This window comes from Mesobacillus harenae (assembly GCF_013343715.1).
Classification (GTDB): Bacteria; Bacillota; Bacilli; order Bacillales; family Cytobacillaceae; genus Mesobacillus_A; species Mesobacillus_A harenae.
The window spans coordinates 1-19,712 of the sequence record NZ_JABUNR010000019.1; the positions used below are offsets into that span (position 1 = coordinate 1).

Sequence of the window (19,712 nt, forward strand, 5' to 3'; positions counted from 1 at the left end):
CGTCCTGAGCCAGGATCAAACTCTCCAAAAAAGAGTATGAGTTTAGCTCATAATTTAAAACGTTGGCTAGTGATCTTCATAATTGAAGTCACTATAAATATTGTTTGTTGACGCTTGTTTGTTTAGTTTTCAAAGAGCAAATTCATTAGCGCCGCTCAGAAGCGACTTTACTAATATATCATTTATATGGTACTAAAGTCAATATCTTTTTTTGAAATTAATTTAAGCCCATATAAGATTATTTTTTGCTGACTCGAATGATTATATCAGTCTAACGTTCAACTTTCAAGTTTTTTTTAATAAGACTTTTTCATCCAATTTTCAATTTAAGCAATAAAAGGCTGATCGCTGAAATCAGCCTATGTGAGTACTTCGTCTATATAGAGCTGGCGATTCTGCTCGAGATGAATGATTTCACCGTTTTCTAGCAATTTTATCAATGGCCGCGTAGGGGATTTTTCTTCTATGAAAAGAATTTCGGCTTCATGCCCATTTGAGAGCCTGATTTTACTTCCATTTGAAAAGTTCATTATAGCTGCATCGAGAACCTTTAAGGTCCGAATATCAAATTCTCCAAAATGTTGTTCATTAATCATTTCAATCACTTTAAAGGCTGACAATTTTGGCTTATATATCCTCTCTGAAGTCATAGCATGAAAAACATCGGCAATAGCAATCACTTTTGCAAATGGGTGTATTCGGCTTCCTCTCTCCCCGAAAGGATAACCACTGCCATCTAGTCTTTCGTGATGCTGGATTATAGCTAGTTTGGTACCATCCCTTAATAGCGAAATATTTTTAATCATTTGGTAGCTAATTGATGAGTGATTCTTTACCTCTTCATATTCTTCAATGGTTAGAGTCGTTGTTTTATTTAGGATCCTATTATTGATTTTCGCCATGCCGCAATCTGCCAAACACCCTGCCAGGCCAATTTGAATAATGTCGCCTGTATTATAGTTCAGCTTTCGAGCAAGAGTTGCACTGATTATTCCCATTGCAAGTGAATGCTGGTATATATAATCTTCTTTTGTCGAAAAATGGTGCATAGAAAAGATCTCAGAAGCCCTGTTGTCAGCTTGCTCAATTAGCGGCAATAAAATATTTCTGACTTTATAAATATCAATAGGCAAACCCGATTGCCATGTTAAAAATTCTCTTTTATACTTTTGGGTCTGCCTCAAAAATAAATCGGTAAAAGTCAAAGCTTCAAGTTCTTCTGGATCATTATGACTGGCTTTAATATTTAGATTAATTGCTGGTGTAAAAGAATCTCCGTTTACAAGGGTTTTTTCAACATAAACCTCATCAATTAAGAATGCCTTTAGCACCTCAATTAAAGATTGTGAAAGAATTGTCTTTTTAAGCATGATTGGCCGATTTGTACTGCTGATAACATCCCTGGAAAGAATGCAGCCCTCCTGAAGTTGATTTACATGAATGTGCACTAGCGCCCACCTCCCGGAATTTAGTTTTTATTTAATTTGATTTTACTTTATATTATAAAAAAAGAGGAACACAATTTTGTGTTCCTCCATTTTTTATTCGTTGTTTTCGCTAGGATCATTAGGGTCCGGCAAAATATCCGGCTTAGGTTCAGCTGGATGTTCTGCATCTTCGCTTTTTGGTGGTTTTATGATTTCTTCACCATACTCATCAACCTCAAATTCCTCATCCTCTAGCTTTTCCTCTTCCTTATCAACTTTTGCAACGGTAGCAACATGTTCATTTAACGTTTTATCAAGACTGATTAATTTTACCCCTTGGGTACTGCGCCCTGTCATAGAAATGCTGCTGACTGGAATTCGTATCAGGACTCCTCCTGTGGTAATCAGCATTAAGTCTTCTTCGCCGTTTACAGCCTTCATAGTAACGAGGTCACCATTTTTCTCGGTTATATTAGCTGTCTTTATTCCTTTACCGCCTCTTCCTTGGATCCGGTACTCAATAGACGGAGTCCGTTTTCCATATCCATTACGGGTAACAATTAATATTTCTGCGCTCTCTTCGAGTACTTCCATTCCTACGACTTCATCATCTTTAGAAAGCGTAATGCCCTTAACGCCAGTTGCAGTACGTCCCATGGAGCGTACGTCTGTCTCAGGGAAACGGATTAAAAGTCCTTTTTTCGTTCCAATGATGATTTCCTTTTCGCCATCTGTTAAGCGGACGGAGATCAGTTCATCACCTTCACGTAGATTTAGGGCGATTAATCCATTGTTTCGGATGTTGGCAAAGGATGTTAGCGGAGACCGTTTAGAGATGCCCTCTTTAGTTGTAAAGAACAAATACCAATCATCCACAAATTCATGAACAGGAATAATCGCGTTAACCCACTCGCCTTTTTCAACACCTAGTAGGTTAATGATAGGAATTCCCTTCGCTGTACGGCTAAACTCAGGGATTTCGTAACCCTTCGAACGGTATACCTTTCCTTTATTCGTAAAGAAAAGGAGGGTGTCATGAGTTGACGTTGTCAAAAGATGTTCAACAAAGTCATCTTCGTTGGTTCCCATGCCTTGAATTCCTCGGCCGCCGCGTCGTTGTGAACGGTAAGTTGATACAGGAAGGCGTTTTACATAGCCGTTATGAGTTAAAGTAACCACGATGTTTTCCTGTGGAATCAGGTCTTCATCCTCAAGATGCTCTAATCCACCAGAAACAATCTCAGTTCGTCTAGCATCATTAAAACGTTCTTTAATCTCAGTGAGCTCTTCACGGATAATTTCAAGAACCTTTTCTTCATCAGCTAAAATCGCCTTTAATTCAGCAATCAGTTTCATAAGGTTTTGAAACTCTTCTTCAATTTTCTCACGTTCTAATCCTGTTAAACGCTGCAAACGCATATCGAGTATCGCCTGAGCCTGCTTCTCAGAAAGATTAAATTGGGTCATTAATCCTTCACGTGCAATCTCAGTGGTCTGTGAGGCTCGGATTAAAGCGATCACCTTATCAAGATTATCAAGAGCAATCCTCAAACCTTCTAAGATATGAGCACGTGCTTCTGCTTTACGTAATTCAAATTCTGTTCTGCGTCGGATGACAACCTTTTGGTGCTCTAGGTAATAGTATAGGCACTGCTTTAGATTTAAAACCTGAGGCTGGCCATCGACAAGAGCAAGAAGATTTATACCAAAGCTTGTCTGCAATGCAGTTTGTTTGTATAGGTTATTTAGGAGGACACTTGCATTTGCATCCTTCCGTACTTCAATGACCATTCGCATGCCTTTACGGTCAGATTCATCACGAAGGTCTGTAATGCCGTCTATTTTTTTATCGCGGACGAGCTCTGCAATCTTTTCTACAAGCTTCGCTTTATTAACCTGGTAAGGAAGTTCTCTAACGATGATTACTTCCTTTCCATTAGCTTTTACTTCAATTTCGACCTTAGCACGAAGCGTGATCGATCCTCTTCCAGTTTCATAGGCTTTCCTAATACCACTGCGGCCAAGGATGAGGCCTGCCGTAGGGAAGTCAGGTCCAGGAATAATCTCCATTAGCTCTTGGATTGTCAGATCGGGGTCCTTGGTTATGGCCAGTACACCATCAATTATCTCACCGAGCTGATGCGGAGGAATGTTTGTTGCCATTCCGACTGCTATTCCTGAAGTACCATTCACCAATAAATTCGGGAAGCGTGCCGGCATTACCATTGGCTCTCGTTCAGAACCATCATAGTTGTCTTGATAGTCTATAGTGTCTTTGTTGATATCTCTAAGAAGTTCCATTGAAATTTTAGACATTCTTGCTTCCGTATAACGCATTGCAGCAGCTGAATCACCATCGACGCTTCCGAAGTTACCATGGCCTTGTACAAGCATGTAGCGGTAATTAAAGTCCTGGGCCATTCGGACCATCGTATCATAAACTGCCGAGTCACCATGCGGGTGGTATTTACCAATAACTTCACCAACAATACGGGCGGATTTTTTGTACGGCTTATCGGAATGCATTCCAAGATCATGCATGGCGTAAAGAATCCGACGGTGGACAGGTTTTAGTCCATCCCTTACATCTGGCAACGCACGAGCAACAATAACACTCATGGCGTAATCAAGAAAAGAAGTTCGCATTTCCTGACTTATATTTATCTCTTTTACACGCTGGCTTGGTGTCTCTGCCATATGAGAGAACCTCCTTTTTGAAAAAACTCAGAAAAAATAATTATAAAGGGCTCCAGCTGGACGTTCCGAATAAGAAGGATGCACCAGCAGGGTACTAACACTAAAAAGCAGGATAGAGGGAGCGCCTGCTATCCTGATGCCAAATTATATGTCTAAATTTTTCACGTACTTCGCATTTTCTTCTATGAACAAACGGCGAGGCTCTACCTTGTCACCCATCAAAATCTCAAAGGTTTCATCAGATTCAATCGCATCCTCAAGGCTCACTTGAAGCAATGTACGTGTCTCAGGATTCATAGTTGTCTCCCAGAGCTGGTCAGGATTCATTTCTCCAAGACCTTTATAACGCTGAATGCCTGGCTTTGGCTGAGCAGGCATTTCGGCTAGATATTCCTCTAGCTGTTTTTCATTGTAGGCATATTCTACGCGTTTTCCTTGCTGTATTTTATAAAGAGGCGGCTGCGCAATATAAATGTAGCCTGCTTCGATAATTTGCCTCATATATCTATAAAAGAAGGTTAATAATAAAGTACGGATATGGGCGCCATCAACATCGGCATCGGTCATAATTACAATTTTGTGATAGCGGGCCTTGGCAATATCAAAATCTTCCCCAATTCCGGTTCCGACTGCTGTTATGATCGCGCGGACCTCGTTGTTGGAAAGAATTTTATCAAGACGAGATTTTTCTACGTTCAGTATCTTGCCTCGCAACGGCAGGATCGCCTGGAAATGACGATCACGGCCTTGTTTAGCTGATCCTCCTGCAGAATCTCCCTCAACCACATAGATTTCACTGATAGAAGGGTCCTTTGATGAACAGTCAGCTAACTTACCTGGCAAGCTGGAAATTTCCAACGCGCTTTTCCGCCTTGTTAATTCACGTGCTTTCTTGGCGGCCAGTCTGGCCCTCGCAGCCATTAAACCTTTTTCAACAACCTTCCGAGCCACTGTTGGGTTTTCGAGCAGGAATTTTTCGAAATGCTCCGAAAAGGTTGTATCGGTAACGGTACGGACTTCTGAATTACCCAGTTTTGTCTTAGTCTGGCCTTCGAATTGAGGGTCAGGGTGTTTTATCGAAACAATAGCGGTAATTCCTTCACGTACATCCTCACCGGAAAGGTTTGCATCGTTATCTTTAAATATCCCATGTTTACGGGCATAGTCATTGATTACACGGGTTAAGGCTGTTTTAAAGCCAAACTCGTGTGTACCGCCCTCATAAGTATGGATGTTGTTCGCAAACGAATAGAGGCTGCTGGTGAATCCATCATTGTACTGGATGGCTACCTCAACAGTTATTCCGTCCTTTTCTCCCTCAATATAAATTGGCTCATCATGAAGGACCTCGCGGGTACGGTTTAAATGCTCGACGTAGGACTTAATGCCGCCCTCGTAATAGTATTCGTTCTTTTTATTTTCAACACGCTTGTCTTCGATCGTGATTTTTAGCCCTCTATTCAAAAAGGCAAGTTCACGAATGCGGTTCGCAAGAGTTTCAAAATCATATTCAAGCGTTTCTGTGAATATTTCCGAGTCAGGTTTGAAATGAGTCGTAGTGCCTGTTACTTCTGTTTCTCCAATTATCTTTAAGTCCGCACTTGGAGCTCCACGCTCAAACTTTTGATAATGGATCTTACCGTCACGATGTACATATACCTCAAGTACAGTGGAAAGGGCATTAACAACTGAAGCGCCCACGCCATGCAGTCCGCCGGATACCTTATATCCGCCGCCTCCAAATTTGCCTCCTGCGTGAAGTACAGTCATGATAACTTCAACGGCTGGCCGGCCCATTTTTTCATGTATTCCTACTGGGATACCTCGGCCGTTATCTTTTACAGTGATGCTGTTATCCTCTTCAATAATGACGTTGATTTCATCACAATGTCCGGCCAGAGCCTCATCGATGCTATTATCAACAATTTCCCAGACGAGATGGTGAAGACCTTTCCCACTTGTCGATCCGATGTACATCCCCGGACGCTTTCGAACGGCTTCGAGTCCTTCTAATACCTGTATCTGATTCTCATCATATTGTTCACGTACTGCTTCTTGCTCCATTGCCACACCAATCACCTACACTTTCATCTTTCATTTGTTGCATGATGTATTTAAAATTCCTGAATGGATAATTTTTGAGAGCGTTTTTTTAATGTTCCAGAGGCAAGAGGGGAATAATAAACTTTATCGTTAGTAATGACGATTGACTTAAACTCTCCTCTGGAAAGATTGATAACATCGTCTTTTCGAAACTGGACAAACTCCTCAAGATAAGGGGATGATTTAGCGCTATCTTTGTCCAAAATGGTAATGATATCCCTTGTTCTGACCAGGATACCTTCTCCAACATGAAGATACATTTTTTCACCTCATTGAACTTTGGTAATCATGCCGGATTCTACTTGATAGGCAGAGGCTTCCTTCAGGGTCTGATGGTCAATCCCATCAACACTAGTGGTCGTAACAAATGTTTGAACTTTCCCCTGAATTGTATTTAATAAATGAGATTGGCGATAATCATCTAATTCTGACAAAACATCATCAAGCAAAAGGATTGGATATTCACCAATTTCCGCATGGATGAGTTCAATCTCAGCAAGTTTTAAGGACAAAGCCGTGGTACGCTGCTGCCCCTGGGATCCAAATGTCTGGACGTCTCTTTCGTTTACAAAAAAGACAAGATCATCCCGATGGGGGCCAAAAAGAGTTGTCCCTCGCTCTATTTCTTTTTTCCTAAGCTTATTAAACTTTTCTTCATAGACTTCTATCATTTTCGACAACTCTTGTTCTTCTGATACATCTACTGAAGGCTTGTACTGAATTTTCAAGGTTTCTATTCCCCTTGAAATCCCACTGTGAATAGGGAGGGCCCACTTTTCAAGCAGCCTAAGAAATTCAAAACGCTTGGAGATAATTTTTACAGCTGTTTGTATAAATTGCTCTGTTAAAATCTCAAGCATGGTTTCATCTTTTACTTTCCTAGTCTGCAGTTGCTTTAAGTAATGGTTTCTCTGCTGAAGTATTTTTTGGTATTGGCTTATATCATGCAAGTAAACCGTAGAAACCTGGCCAATCTCCATATCAATAAACCGGCGCCTGACTTGAGGGCTGCCTTTCACCAAATGGAGATCTTCAGGCGCAAACATGACAACATTCATATTGCCTACATATTGGCTTAGTTTTCGCTGTTCGAGATGGTTGCATTTTGCGCGTTTTCCCTTTTTCGATACAACGAGCTGCATTGGAAGGGAACCGTACTTCTTTTTTATCCTACCCTCTATTTTAGCATACTCTTCATCCCAGCGAATAAGATCTTTATCATTTGAGGTACGATGAGACTTCGCCATCGCCAAAACGTAAATAGATTCCATCAAATTTGTTTTTCCCTGGGCATTTTCCCCGATAAAAACATTTACTCTATCTTCAAAAGAAACAGTTAATTCTTCATAATTCCGATAATTTCTTAAGTGTAGTTCCTCTATATACATGAAGGGTTCATCCTCTGATTAATGCCTTAAAACATACTTCCCAAAACCCGGGATACTTACTTGATCACCGGCCTTAAGCTTTCTGCCTCTTCTTTGATCTTGTTCGCCATTAATAAATACGTCGTACTCACCTAAAAACCATTTGGCCATACCGCCAGTTTGGATCACTTCAGCTAATTTAAGAAATTGACCAAGTGTAATGTACTCTGTATCAAACTTAATTTCCTCGCTCATACTTTTCACCCTTTTCATCAAAGCTAGACTATTTGCTAGAAAGGCACCTAATACTTTATTTTACTAAATATTTCTGCAGGATACAAAAGAAAACATATTCTAGATCTATTATGTCCAAGATTAACCCGATTTAAAGCGAAAATGCACCTTTCCCCATTGATTTCGATTGGATAGAAAAGGGGAGTGAAAACCCATAGATCAAAACATTTAAGAGAAGGCGGGCTGCTTATATGTAAGTTTTTATCAGGCAAGCCCGGATCAGGCAAGCCCGGCTATTAAATCTATGAGAAAAGCCACCAGAAGTACTGGCGGCATTTTTACTAATATTAATTACTCTCTTTTAGTTAATACGTCCTAACCGGGAGGATCAGCTGCAGAATGGAATCATCATGAAGCGGACGGATTACAAAAGGCCTCATTGCCCCCGTAAAGCTTACTTGTATTTCTGTTCCTTCAAGCGCTTTTAAGGCATCCATCATGTATTTAGCACTAAAAGAAATTTTAAGTTCTTCTCCCTCAATGGATTGGCTTTGAATTTCTTCAATGACTTTGCCGATTTCAGGAGTATTTGAAGATACTTCAATAACTCCGCCATCAAATGTGGATAGCTTAACAACATTATTCCTGCCTTCTCTAGCCAGTAAAGAAGCACGATCAACTGCCTGCAGGAACTCTTTTGTAAGAGTGACAATCTCTGTCTTGCTCTCATTTGGAATGAGCCTGCCTGTATCCGGATAATTGCCTTCAAGGAGCCTAGAAAAGAATAACAAATGTTTTGCTTTAAAAAGGACTTGGTTTTCGGTAATAACAATATCAATAACATCTGATGTATCATCCAGGATCTTGCTTAATTCAGTTAAACTTTTCCCTGGAATTACAACATTATAAGTTCCTGTGTTCTCAGAAGCTAGTCTTGCCTTACGAAGTGCCAGCCTATGGCTATCTGTTGCAATACAGGTTAGTTCGCTGTTTTCCACCTTCCAGTTTACACCTGTCAAGATAGGGCGTGTTTCTGAGGTGGACACTGCGAAAACAGTTTGACGAATCAAAGCTTTTAATAAATCAGTTGGCACACTAAACATATTTTCCTCTGAAATTTGAGGAAGGTGCGGGTATTCTTCTGCATCTAACCCATTTAGATTAAACTCAGATTTCCCTGAACGGATCACTGTTTGCAGATGATTTTCTACTTCAATTTCAACAATATCAGTAGGCAGCTTTTTTACAATATCGCTAAAAAAACGGGCTTGAAGAACAATAGCACCTGGCTTTCTGATCTCAACGATTTCAGTTCCATCTTCTTCTTTTGGTATAAAAGATTCAATTGAAATATCAGAGTCACTTCCAGTCAAGGTAACTCCTTCTTCTGTCGCAACGATTTTAATCCCCGTTAAAATAGGAATTGTCGTTCTGCTTGTGACTGCTTTCATAACATCCTGGACGCTTTGTAGCAAATGGTCCCGTTGGATTATAAATTTCATTTTTAAATCCTCCGTATCAGGCATTTTTTTATAGAAAGATGAATATATTTATATATTAAAAGTAATAGAAGTACTAGTAGGGCCTGTGGATTTGTGGATAACTAGGTTTTTCGAAAGGAAACACAGTCTATCCACATGTGGACAGACTGTGTGTAAACTAGGACGAGTTATTCACATTTTCTACACTCTTAATTGTTCATTAATTTCTTTAAGTTGCTTTTGAAGAAGCGAATCATTTAAAAGCATCTTTGAGATTTTCTCATGAGCATGGATGACGGTTGTATGGTCACGGCCTCCAAATTCTTCACCAATTTTAGGCAGAGAAAAGTCTGTCAGCTCTCTTGAAAGGTACATAGCGATCTGCCGGGGAAACGCGACAGATTTTGTCCTTTTCTTTGCTTTAAAATCTTCAAGCTTCACATTATAAGTTTCTCCAACAAGTTTCTGGATATCAAAGATAGTTATGATTTTAGGTTTTGAACTAGGGATAATATCCTTCAACGCTTCTGCTGCCAAGTCAGCGTTAATATCTTTATTAATTAACGAAGAGTAGGCAACAACTCTGATTAAGGCACCTTCAAGTTCACGTATATTCGAATCAATTTGATTTGCGATGTAAAGCATAACTTCGTTTGGAATATCCAGGCCTTCCGCTTTTGCCTTTTTACGAAGGATTGCGATCCGAGTTTCTAAATCCGGCGGTGTAATATCTGTAATTAAGCCCCATTCAAACCTAGAACGCAGCCGGTCTTCAAGAGTTGGTATTTCCTTTGGCGGACGGTCACTTGAAATAACAATTTGCTTGCTTTCCTCGTGCAAGGTATTAAAAGTATGGAAGAATTCCTCTTGCGTTTGTTCTTTTCCTGCTAAAAATTGAATATCATCAATCAGAAGTACGTCAACACTTCTGTATTTATTTCGAAAATCCACTGCCTTGTTATCACGGATGGAGTTAATAAATTCATTGGTGAATTTTTCAGAAGACAAATAAACCACCTTGGCGGATGGATTATGATCTTGAACATAATGCCCAATTGCATGCATCAGGTGAGTCTTCCCCAAGCCTACTCCTCCATAAATAAATAAAGGATTGTATGCTTTAGCAGGTGCTTCAGCTACAGCAAGCGATGCTGCATGGGCAAACCGGTTGCCGGAGCCAATTACAAACGTATCGAACGTGTACTTGGGATTAAGCATATTGAGAGGAAGTTCTGGCTGATCGATATTTCTCCTTGGCTTTTTAGGAGTAACAGGCATATCCAAGTCTTCTTCTTTTTGATTTTGCGGAATGATAAACCTGACAGACAGCTCTTCACCGGTAATTTCATCTAAAATGCCAGCTATGAGCTGGGAATATCGCTCTTCAAGCCAATCTCGAGCAAATTCATTAGGTGCTGTGATCGTAAGCGTATCACCTTGGAGGCTGTGCGCCTTTGTCGATTTTAACCACGTATCATAGCTTGGTTTGCTGATTTTTTTTTCTATATTGGCCAGAGCTTTATTCCATAAATCCGCAATATTCTCCAATAGATTTCCCTCCTTCTTTGGTCAATTTTTGCCGTAAAAAATACAGGTAGCACCTGTTGTACACCCTTAAATCTATAAGTATACAAAACTTTGTATGTGGAAAAACGTATAATAAGGAAAGTAAGCAGATGTTCGACAATATCCACCACTTGTGGACAAGTTTTTACAAACCCCTCTAATAACCTGTCCACAGCTTATCCACAATCTGTGGATAAGCATAAAAGCTATGTTGATTTATTAAGAGTGAAAACACAAATATAATAACAAATAATGACGCATCACGCAACGGTTTTTAATACTTTATCCACAAACCTCTGCTATTGTGCATGAAATTTGTCCACAGCCACTGGTTGTGTTAAAAACCTGTCAATATGTCATGTGGATAACAAAAAACCCTGTCGAAAATTGTCCACAGGCAAAAAAACAGTGCTTTTTGGAAGAACACTGTTTTATAAAATTTGTGCTGGAAACCATGTAATGATTAAATAAAAATTAAAGGATCAGCAGCAACAATATAAATGATTATGTAAATGCGGTATTGACAATTTCCTGGGGAGGTCTTTATAATTGTAAGGACTGACTTTAACAGCTAATTCCTCAGGGAGGTGTCATATAATGAAAAGAACGTTCCAACCAAATAAACGTAAAAGAAGTAAAGTTCACGGTTTCCGCAGCCGCATGAGTTCTGCTACCGGCCGTAGAGTGCTTGCTCGCCGTCGTCAAAAAGGAAGAAAAGTATTATCTGCTTAGGCCACTGAAACGTCAGTGGTCTTTTTTCTCTTTTTATATAGAAAAGCGAAGCCGACTGACCAGAAACGAGCCGGCAGATTCACCTGTAGTTGAAAATCGGCTTTAAATATAGATAAGCTGTTTGAAAAGGGATACTAGGAACCACAATGAATTTGAAGGTGAATGTACATGAGAAAAGAACTTCGCATAAAAAAAAATAAAGATTTCCAAGAAGCATTTAAAAAAGGGAAGTCTGTTGCGAACCGTCAATTTGTGGTTTATACATTAGGGAAGCCAGAGCAAGAAATGTTCAGGATCGGTCTTTCAGTGAGTAAAAAAATCGGAAATGCCGTTGTCCGCAATCGAATTAAACGTTATATCCGGCAATCCTTTCTAGAAATTCAGGATCAGGTACAAGTTGGAAATGATTATGTTATAATCGCTCGAAAACCTGTTGCTGACATGGATATGCATGACGTGAAAAAAAGTTTGCTTCATGTTTTAAGGGTTGCAAAGGTTTTGAATAAATCAGTAACTGGTAAGAATGGGTAACAATAAAATATTTTGCGTTTTCCTATTTTTTAAAAGCGCTTCATCATAAAAGATGGTAAAATAGCATTTGGATTCCTTTTCTATCTAATAAGAAAGATCAAAATTCAGACTCGTTCGTATCTGCTTGCAGTTGCTGGAGAATTTGGTCCGATTGCTTCGAGGGTGTAATAAAGCCTTATAGGAAGCGAAAATATAAGCCTGTTGCCATAGTGGGGTACTTGCGCTTTTCTTATTATTTGAGAGTCCTGCAGGGACAAGCTCTTTCCTGTAATGAATACTTAAGCAGTCAGGAGGAAATGACGGTTGAAAAAGAGAATACTTCTTTTTGTGGGCCTGCTTTCATTAGTGGTCTTGTTAACAGGCTGTATGGAATACGATCAGCCAATTACGGAAGAGAGTAAAGGCTTCTGGAATGAATATATTGTATATCCTCTATCTATGCTAATTGTGAAAATGGCTGAGATTGCCGGTGGAAGTTATGGATTATCAATTATATTGGTAACAATTTTAATTCGCCTTGTGATCCTGCCACTAATGATCAAGCAAACAAAAAACTCTAAAGCAATGCAGGCATTACAGCCAGAAATGAAGAAACTTCGTGAAAAATATAGTTCAAAAGATCAGAAAACCCAGCAAAAGCTTCAGCAGGAAACAATGGCATTGTTTCAAACACATGGGGTAAACCCGCTTGCCGGATGTTTTCCATTAATTGTACAGATGCCAATCTTAATTGGTTTTTATCATGCAATATCCCGTACTAGAGAGATTGCAGAACATAACTTCTTATGGTTCGACCTTGGTGATAAGGATCCATATTTTATTTTGCCAATCGTTGCTGGTATTACAACGTTTATCCAGCAGAAAATGATGATGGCTGGAATGGAAAATAATCCGCAAATGGCCATGATGCTTTGGCTGATGCCAATTATGATTGTCGTGTTTGCATTTAGTTTCCCAGCAGCCTTATCCCTTTATTGGGTAGTTGGTAACTTATTTATGATTATTCAAACCTATTTCATTAAAGGCCCGGACTTAAAGCAAGCAAAGGCGGCCGAAAATGCGGGAGGAGCCAAAAAGTGAAACAGATAACTGCTACAGGACGAACTGTCGAAGAAGCAGTAGAATCAGCTTTAGCTCAATTGCAGACAACAAAAGACCGCACAGAAATAACAATCATTGATGAAGGAAAAAAGGGCCTTTTTGGAATATTTGGTTCCCGTCCATCTGTCGTTAAGGTTACAGTGAAGATGGATCCCATTGAAGAGGCTGCTAGTTATCTAAAATCAGTAGGGGAACAGCTTGGCGCTCCGGTTAATGTAGAGGTAAATCGCGAAGGAAAACAAATTGAGTTTGTTTTAACTGGCGATAAAATTGCCTTATTAATCGGCAAGCGGGGACAAACCCTTAATTCTTTGCAGTATTTGACCCAGCTGGTTGTCAATCGATATGCTGATCAGTATTTAACTGTTATAGTTGACGCAGAAGAATACCGGAAGCGCAGAAACGACACGTTAATCCAGCTCGCGCAGCGACTTGCCCAAAAGGCTTTAAAAACTGGTCAAGATATGGCGCTTGAACCAATGCCGTCGTATGAGCGAAAGATAATCCATTCAGCTTTAATGGGAAATAAAAGAGTGAAAACTTTTTCAGACGGAAATGAGCCCCATCGTCATATTGTTATTTCCCCTGTAAAATAAAAAGTGAAAATCCAGCTCAAAAATGAGCTGGATTTTTTGTGTTTTGTTTTAGGATTAAATAAATCATACTTTTTTTATGATATAAGATGAAACCAAATTTCCGTTGTCCAGTTGTACTTTGATAGTCCTCTCAAGAATCTGATGTAATACTAGTAATTTTGCCTTTATTACGGAATTTTTTTAAAAGAAGAGCACCTAAACAAGAAATAGACTAGTGAATCGGGTTTTATTGTTATTCACATGTGGATAAGTTAAAATAAAGGATAGTGTTTTCCGTTTGTGGATAAGGTTAAAACTAAACAAAGTTTCTTGAAAAGATAAGAAACTATAATTTTTTTACATTGACTACCGTTTAGCTCCGGCGCCTGTCCCCTCGAATCAGCGCATATCGGGGCTGTTCACGGCGCTTGCGCTTTTGTTCTATAAATTCTCTATGGTATTCTAATGGCTTGGGAAATAAAGATTGTAGTTCATGTTAGATTAGGTTCTAACCAAAAAGGGTGAAAAAAATGGAGTTTGATACAATTACGGCAATTTCCACTCCAATGGGCGAAGGTGCAATAGCCATCGTTCGCCTAAGTGGAGATGATGCAATAAAAATAGCAGATAAGCTTTTTACAGGAGTAGGAAGCAAAAAGTTGTCTGATATGGGTTCCCATACTATCCATTACGGTCATATAGTGGATCCAAAGACTGGACAAACTGCAGAGGAAGTTATGGTTTCTGTTATGAAAGGGCCTAAGACTTTCACTAAAGAAGATGTAGTAGAAATCAACTGCCATGGCGGACTAGTTTCGGTAAATCGAGTGCTTCAGCTTGTTCTTAACCAAGGTGCTCGACTTGCTGAACCAGGGGAGTTTACGAAGCGTGCGTTTCTTAATGGGCGAATTGATTTATCGCAGGCAGAGGCAGTTATTGACCTAATTAGAGCCAAAACAGATCGTGCTATGAATGTGGCACTCGGTCAAATGGAAGGCAGGTTGTCGAGGCTGATTAGAAGGCTAAGACAAGAGATTCTTGAAACACTAGCCCATGTGGAAGTAAATATTGATTATCCAGAATACGATGATGTCGAAGAAATGACCCATAAAATGCTTTTAGAAAAAGCTAAGTTTGTACGGGATGAATTGCAGAAGCTTTTGCAAACCAGCCAGCAGGGAAAAATTTTGCGAGAAGGTCTGTCGACGGTCATTGTTGGACGGCCTAATGTTGGAAAGTCATCTCTTTTAAATAGCCTTGTTCAAGAGAATAAAGCGATTGTTACGGATATTCCCGGAACAACCAGGGATGTAATTGAAGAATACGTAAATATCAGGGGAGTACCCCTGCGGCTTCTAGATACGGCAGGGATCCGGGAAACCGAGGATATAGTCGAACGAATCGGTGTAGAACGTTCGCGTCAGGTACTAAAAGAAGCGGATTTGATTTTGCTCGTTCTTAATTATTCTGATGGACTAACCTATGAGGATGAAAACATTTTTAAAGCGGTCGAGGGAATGGACGTTATAGTGATCGTGAATAAAACTGATTTACCTCAGAAGATCGATATGGATCGTGTAAAGGAATTATCTGAGCAACACAAAATTGTGACTACATCACTGCTTGAAGATTTAGGAATAGATGAGTTGGAGGAAGCAATCTCTTCACTGTTTTTTTCAGGCTCAATTGAAGCAGGAGATATGACATACGTTTCAAACAGCAGGCATATTGCTTTGTTAAACCACGCATTTAACGCTGTTGAAGAAGCGATTAATGGTGTCGAGATGGGGACGCCGATTGATATTGTTCAGATTGATTTAACACGTACATGGGAACTGCTGGGTGAAGTTATTGGTGAAAGTGTACATGAAAGCTTAATTGACCAGTTATTTTCTCAATTCTGTCTAGGAAAATAACCCAAGGGTTTAGTGAAATTATATAGTGAAGGAGACAGTTAGATGCAATATGAAGCGGGCAACTATGATGTAGTTATTATTGGAGGCGGCCATGCTGGCTGTGAAGCAGCGTTGGCATCAGCCAGAATGGGTGCCAAAACCGTGATGATTACAATAAATCTCGACATGATCGCGTTTATGCCTTGTAACCCGTCAATCGGCGGTCCTGCCAAAGGAATTGTTGTTAGAGAAATTGATGCCCTTGGCGGTGAAATGGCAAAAAATATTGATAAAACATATATCCAGATGAGAATGCTTAATACAGGTAAGGGACCTGCAGTTCGGGCTCTAAGGGCGCAGGCAGATAAATTTTTATATCAAAATGAAATGAAAAAAACGCTTGAGGATGAGCCAAACCTTACGCTGATTCAGGGAATGGTAGAAAGTCTTATTGTAGAAGAAGGAGTCTGCAAGGGTGTTGTGACAATGACAGGGGCTGTCTATAATGCGAAAACAGTCGTTATTACGACAGGGACATTTTTACGCGGAGAGATTATATTAGGCGAACTAAAATATTCAAGCGGTCCGAATAACCAGCAGCCGTCCATCAAACTTTCTGAACACTTAGAGGAACTGGGCTTTGATCTTGTTCGATTTAAAACAGGAACACCACCGCGTGTAGACAGCCAATCAATTGATTATTCCAAAACTGAAATTCAGCCTGGTGATGATAACCATGTAGCTTTTTCCTATGAAACAACGAAGTTTATTACAGAACAGCTTCCATGCTGGTTAACGTATACGAATGAACAAACTCACCAGTTGATAGATGATAACCTGCACAGATCACCGATGTATTCCGGCATGATTAAAGGAACAGGGCCGCGTTATTGCCCTTCAATCGAGGATAAAGTCGTGCGCTTTAACGATAAACCGCGCCATCAGATTTTCCTAGAGCCTGAAGGCAGAAACACTCAGGAAGTATATGTACAGGGCCTATCAACAAGCCTTCCCGAAGATGTGCAGCAAAAAATTCTAAAAACAATTCCTGGCCTTGAAAACGTTCAAATGATGAGGGCTGGTTATGCAATTGAATATGATGCAATTGTTCCTACTCAGCTTTGGCCTACACTAGAAACCAAGGTCGTTAAAAATCTCTACACAGCAGGACAAATTAATGGTACCTCCGGTTATGAAGAGGCTGCCGGCCAGGGCATTATGGCGGGAATTAATGCAGGTCGTAAAGCATTAGACAAAGAACCAGTTATTTTGAGCCGTTCCGATGCATATATAGGTGTGCTAATTGATGATTTGGTTACCAAAGGTACCTCCGAACCGTACCGCCTGTTGACATCAAGGGCAGAATACCGCTTATTGCTCAGGCACGACAACGCTGATTTGCGGCTTACAGAACTTGGTTATCAAATTGGTATGATTAAAGACGAACGGTACAACCGTTTTCTTGAAAAAAGAGCTGCCATTGAAGCGGAGAAAAAGCGGCTTCGCTCTGTGATCATTAAACCATCTAAAGAAGCTCAGGAATTAGTGCAATCAATGGGTGGAAGTGAGCTTAAGGATGGTATAAGGGCTTCAGACTTGATTAAACGGCCAGAGATGTCATACGAACATATCAAGCAGCTAACTCCTCCAGAAGAAGATATTGATGCTGATATTACCGAACAAGTTGAAATTCAAATTAAGTATGAAGGCTATATTGAAAAATCTTTACAGCAAGTGGATCGCCTGAAAAAGATGGAAGACAAAAAAATTCCGGAAAATATTGATTATAAAGCAATTAATGGCTTGGCTACTGAAGCTAAACAAAACCTTAATGAGGTAAGGCCACTCTCAATCGCTCAAGCATCAAGAATATCCGGTGTAAACCCTGCAGATATCTCAATTTTGCTCGTCTATATTGAACAAGGCAAAATTGCTAAAATTTAAAAATGAGTAACTTAAATTGAGATAGAAGTTTTAAAAATTGGCTCTCTGTGAATTGTATGGTTGAACTTGGCGACTTGTTATTTAACATAGGATTTTACCAGAGCCTAAAAATTAAGCTCAGAAAGGATTGCCCGGATGAATACAGAACAATTTCAAGTAGAGTTGGCAGAAAAGGGGATCAATCTTTCACACCAGCAAATGGAGCAATTCGACCTTTATTACCGTCTATTGGTAGAGTGGAATGAAAAAATGAATTTAACGGCAATTACTGAGAAACGAGAAGTGTATTTAAAACATTTTTATGATTCCATCTCTGCTGCCTTTTATTATGATTATACTCAGCAGGCTGCAGTTTGTGATGTTGGAGCAGGCGCTGGTTTTCCAAGCCTGCCTATTAAAATTGCCTTTCCGCATTTAAAGGTAACAATTGTCGACTCATTAAATAAACGGATTAGTTTTTTGAATCATTTAGCGAAAGAGCTTCGACTTAAGGATGTAAGCTTCGTCCATGATCGTGCTGAGACGTTTGGAAAGAATAAAGAACACCGAGAACAGTATGATGTTGTAATGGCCAGGGCAGTAGCAAGAATGTCCGTGCTAAGTGAACTTTGTCTTCCGCTCGTGAAGGTAGGAGGGAGCTTTATTGCGATGAAAGCTGCTAGTGCGGGTGAAGAATTGGAACTTGGTAAAAAGGCTATACATACTCTTGGGGGGAAAGTAAAAGAAGCGCATGCTTTTGTTCTTCCAATTGAAGAGAGTGAACGAAATATTATAATTATCCAAAAAGAAAAACCAACACCTAAGCAATATCCAAGAAAACCAGGAACACCAAACAAAATGCCGATCGAATAATGTCGGTGTTTTGTTGATTTTTCGAAGGGATCAATTTAGTGGAAACACGTTCAATCAGCACTGAACTGGTTCCTTTTAGCATCGCAATGGTTTCTATCTGCTTTTCTCCCTATTTACAATTTAGATTTTGGTTTATAATAGAGTCAGCAGGCAGGAAATTTTCTTTAAATAGAGAATAAGTAGTCAGGGAGTTTCATAAAGGTGGTGTAGGGTGATGAAGCCTTCTTTTTCGCGTTTTTTTGGACTGGGAGAAAAGGAAGAACAACAACAACAACAACAACAACAACAACAACATGAGCTGGAAGAAAAGATAGAAGTAAATAGGTCAGAAGACCATGAAGAGATAAAGAAGATTCCGATTGATCTTATTATTCCTAATCGTTTTCAGCCGAGAACAGTATTTGATGACGAAAAAATAGAAGAACTTGCACGGACGATTCATACCCATGGAGTGATACAGCCAATTGTTGTCAGGGAATTTGATGACAAACAGTTTGAGATTATTGCGGGAGAGCGTCGCTGGCGGGCTATGAAAAAGCTTGGCTGGAGTGAAGTCCCTGCCATCATAAAAAACTTATCTGATACTGAAACCGCTTCAGTTGCTTTGATAGAAAATCTGCAAAGAGAAGAACTGTCGCCTATTGAAGAGGCTATGGCTTATGGTAAATTACTGGAAATTCATAATTTGACTCAGGAAGCACTTGCCCAGCGTCTGGGTAAAGGGCAATCAACCGTAGCCAACAAGCTTCGGCTGTTAAAGCTGCCTGAAGACGTGCAAGGAGCATTGTTAAATAAAGAAATTACGGAGCGTCATGCCCGTTCACTTATACCACTCAAAAATCCTGAAAAACAGGTTCAATTATTGAATGAAATTATCGAAAAGTCTCTGAATGTTAAACAAACAGAGGATCGGGTCGTAAAGTTATTAAATGAAGGTGCTGAAAAGCCAAAGCCTAAGCGGAAAGCCTTCAGCAAAGATATGCGAATAGCAGTTAATACCATACGCCAATCGCTGTCAATGGTAACGGACAGTGGAATTAACCTTGATTCCCAGGAAGAGGAATTTGAGGATTTCTATCAAATTACTATAAAGATCCCTAAGAAAAAATAAAATCAATAGATTAATATAAGGAGCTAAACAAACGGTCAGCTCCACAAATAGTCGACAAAAGGTATTGAGAGCACTCACTCTCGGTGCCTTTTGTCA

The 19,712-nt window shown here is 39.8% G+C and carries 16 protein-coding genes; 8 read left to right on the forward strand and 8 right to left on the reverse strand.

Annotation, left to right across the window (positions count from 1 at the left end; genetic code table 11):
- Positions 1–359: 359 nt before the first annotated feature.
- From HRJ06_RS19440 to dnaA, 8 genes are all read right to left on the reverse strand, one after another.
- Positions 360–1,448, reverse strand: a complete 1,089-nt coding sequence (locus HRJ06_RS19440; RefSeq protein WP_174734640.1) for an HD domain-containing phosphohydrolase — start codon at positions 1,446–1,448, stop codon at positions 360–362.
- Between the two features lie 93 nt (positions 1,449–1,541).
- Positions 1,542–4,124 (reverse strand): DNA gyrase subunit A, encoded by a 2,583-nt coding sequence (gyrA, locus tag HRJ06_RS19445; RefSeq protein ID WP_174734641.1) that lies wholly within the window; start codon positions 4,122–4,124, stop codon positions 1,542–1,544.
- Between the two features lie 144 nt (positions 4,125–4,268).
- The gene (gyrB, locus tag HRJ06_RS19450; protein WP_174734714.1) at positions 4,269–6,188 is read right to left on the reverse strand and encodes a DNA topoisomerase (ATP-hydrolyzing) subunit B; all 1,920 of its coding nucleotides are present in this window, start codon (positions 6,186–6,188) and stop codon (positions 4,269–4,271) included.
- Between the two features lie 50 nt (positions 6,189–6,238).
- Positions 6,239–6,487 carry an extracellular matrix regulator RemB gene (gene remB, locus HRJ06_RS19455; protein ID WP_174734642.1) on the reverse strand — a complete coding sequence of 83 codons (249 nt, stop codon included), beginning with the start codon at positions 6,485–6,487 and terminating at the stop codon, positions 6,239–6,241.
- A 9-nt stretch (positions 6,488–6,496) separates the two neighbouring features.
- On the reverse strand, positions 6,497–7,615 hold the full coding sequence (gene recF, locus HRJ06_RS19460; RefSeq protein ID WP_174734643.1) for a DNA replication/repair protein RecF: 1,119 nt from the start codon (positions 7,613–7,615) through the stop codon (positions 6,497–6,499).
- A gap of 18 nt (positions 7,616–7,633) precedes the next feature.
- On the reverse strand, positions 7,634–7,849 hold the full coding sequence (gene yaaA / locus HRJ06_RS19465) for a S4 domain-containing protein YaaA (protein WP_174734644.1): 216 nt from the start codon (positions 7,847–7,849) through the stop codon (positions 7,634–7,636).
- Positions 7,850–8,193: 344 nt separating this feature from the next.
- Complete coding sequence (dnaN, locus tag HRJ06_RS19470) at positions 8,194–9,330, reverse strand: DNA polymerase III subunit beta (protein ID WP_174734645.1); 1,137 nt, start codon at positions 9,328–9,330, stop codon at positions 8,194–8,196.
- 180 nt (positions 9,331–9,510) lie between these two features.
- On the reverse strand, positions 9,511–10,857 hold the full coding sequence (gene dnaA, locus HRJ06_RS19475) for a chromosomal replication initiator protein DnaA (protein WP_174734646.1): 1,347 nt from the start codon (positions 10,855–10,857) through the stop codon (positions 9,511–9,513).
- 615 nt (positions 10,858–11,472) lie between these two features.
- Here dnaA and rpmH point away from each other — a divergent pair.
- The 8 genes from rpmH (at position 11,473) to noc (ending at position 19,616) form a co-directional block, all read left to right on the forward strand.
- Positions 11,473–11,607, forward strand: a complete 135-nt coding sequence (gene rpmH / locus HRJ06_RS19480) for a 50S ribosomal protein L34 (protein WP_174734647.1) — start codon at positions 11,473–11,475, stop codon at positions 11,605–11,607.
- 168 nt (positions 11,608–11,775) lie between these two features.
- Entirely contained in the window at positions 11,776–12,138 is a 363-nt protein-coding gene (gene rnpA / locus HRJ06_RS19485; protein WP_174734648.1) for a ribonuclease P protein component, read from the forward strand.
- A gap of 303 nt (positions 12,139–12,441) precedes the next feature.
- Positions 12,442–13,218, forward strand: a complete 777-nt coding sequence (spoIIIJ, locus tag HRJ06_RS19490; RefSeq protein ID WP_174734649.1) for a YidC family membrane integrase SpoIIIJ — start codon at positions 12,442–12,444, stop codon at positions 13,216–13,218.
- Positions 13,215–13,835 (forward strand): RNA-binding cell elongation regulator Jag/EloR, encoded by a 621-nt coding sequence (gene jag, locus HRJ06_RS19495; RefSeq protein WP_174734650.1) that lies wholly within the window; start codon positions 13,215–13,217, stop codon positions 13,833–13,835. The genes spoIIIJ and jag overlap by 4 nt, the downstream gene beginning before the upstream one ends.
- 509 nt (positions 13,836–14,344) lie before the next feature.
- Positions 14,345–15,730 carry a tRNA uridine-5-carboxymethylaminomethyl(34) synthesis GTPase MnmE gene (gene mnmE / locus HRJ06_RS19500; protein WP_174734651.1) on the forward strand — a complete coding sequence of 462 codons (1,386 nt, stop codon included), beginning with the start codon at positions 14,345–14,347 and terminating at the stop codon, positions 15,728–15,730.
- Between the two features lie 42 nt (positions 15,731–15,772).
- The gene (mnmG, locus tag HRJ06_RS19505) at positions 15,773–17,653 is read left to right on the forward strand and encodes a tRNA uridine-5-carboxymethylaminomethyl(34) synthesis enzyme MnmG (protein ID WP_174734652.1); all 1,881 of its coding nucleotides are present in this window, start codon (positions 15,773–15,775) and stop codon (positions 17,651–17,653) included.
- A 135-nt stretch (positions 17,654–17,788) separates the two neighbouring features.
- Entirely contained in the window at positions 17,789–18,505 is a 717-nt protein-coding gene (gene rsmG, locus HRJ06_RS19510; protein WP_174734653.1) for a 16S rRNA (guanine(527)-N(7))-methyltransferase RsmG, read from the forward strand.
- A gap of 214 nt (positions 18,506–18,719) precedes the next feature.
- Positions 18,720–19,616, forward strand: a complete 897-nt coding sequence (noc, locus tag HRJ06_RS19515; RefSeq protein WP_174734715.1) for a nucleoid occlusion protein — start codon at positions 18,720–18,722, stop codon at positions 19,614–19,616.
- The last annotated feature ends 96 nt before the right edge of the window (positions 19,617–19,712 follow it).

Coding starts and splice junctions, on each gene's coding strand:
- mnmE (WP_174734651.1), top strand. CDS start 14,345: ATGGAGTTTGATACAATTACGGCAATTTCCACTCCAATGGGCGAAGGT.
- dnaN (WP_174734645.1), bottom strand. CDS start 9,330: ATGAAATTTATAATCCAACGGGACCATTTGCTACAAAGCGTCCAGGAT.
- noc (WP_174734715.1), top strand. CDS start 18,720: ATGAAGCCTTCTTTTTCGCGTTTTTTTGGACTGGGAGAAAAGGAAGAA.
- mnmG (WP_174734652.1), top strand. CDS start 15,773: ATGCAATATGAAGCGGGCAACTATGATGTAGTTATTATTGGAGGCGGC.
- gyrA (WP_174734641.1), bottom strand. CDS start 4,124: ATGGCAGAGACACCAAGCCAGCGTGTAAAAGAGATAAATATAAGTCAG.
- recF (WP_174734643.1), bottom strand. CDS start 7,615: ATGTATATAGAGGAACTACACTTAAGAAATTATCGGAATTATGAAGAA.
- gyrB (WP_174734714.1), bottom strand. CDS start 6,188: ATGGAGCAAGAAGCAGTACGTGAACAATATGATGAGAATCAGATACAG.
- rsmG (WP_174734653.1), top strand. CDS start 17,789: ATGAATACAGAACAATTTCAAGTAGAGTTGGCAGAAAAGGGGATCAAT.
- rnpA (WP_174734648.1), top strand. CDS start 11,776: ATGAGAAAAGAACTTCGCATAAAAAAAAATAAAGATTTCCAAGAAGCA.
- remB (WP_174734642.1), bottom strand. CDS start 6,487: ATGTATCTTCATGTTGGAGAAGGTATCCTGGTCAGAACAAGGGATATC.
- yaaA (WP_174734644.1), bottom strand. CDS start 7,849: ATGAGCGAGGAAATTAAGTTTGATACAGAGTACATTACACTTGGTCAA.
- rpmH (WP_174734647.1), top strand. CDS start 11,473: ATGAAAAGAACGTTCCAACCAAATAAACGTAAAAGAAGTAAAGTTCAC.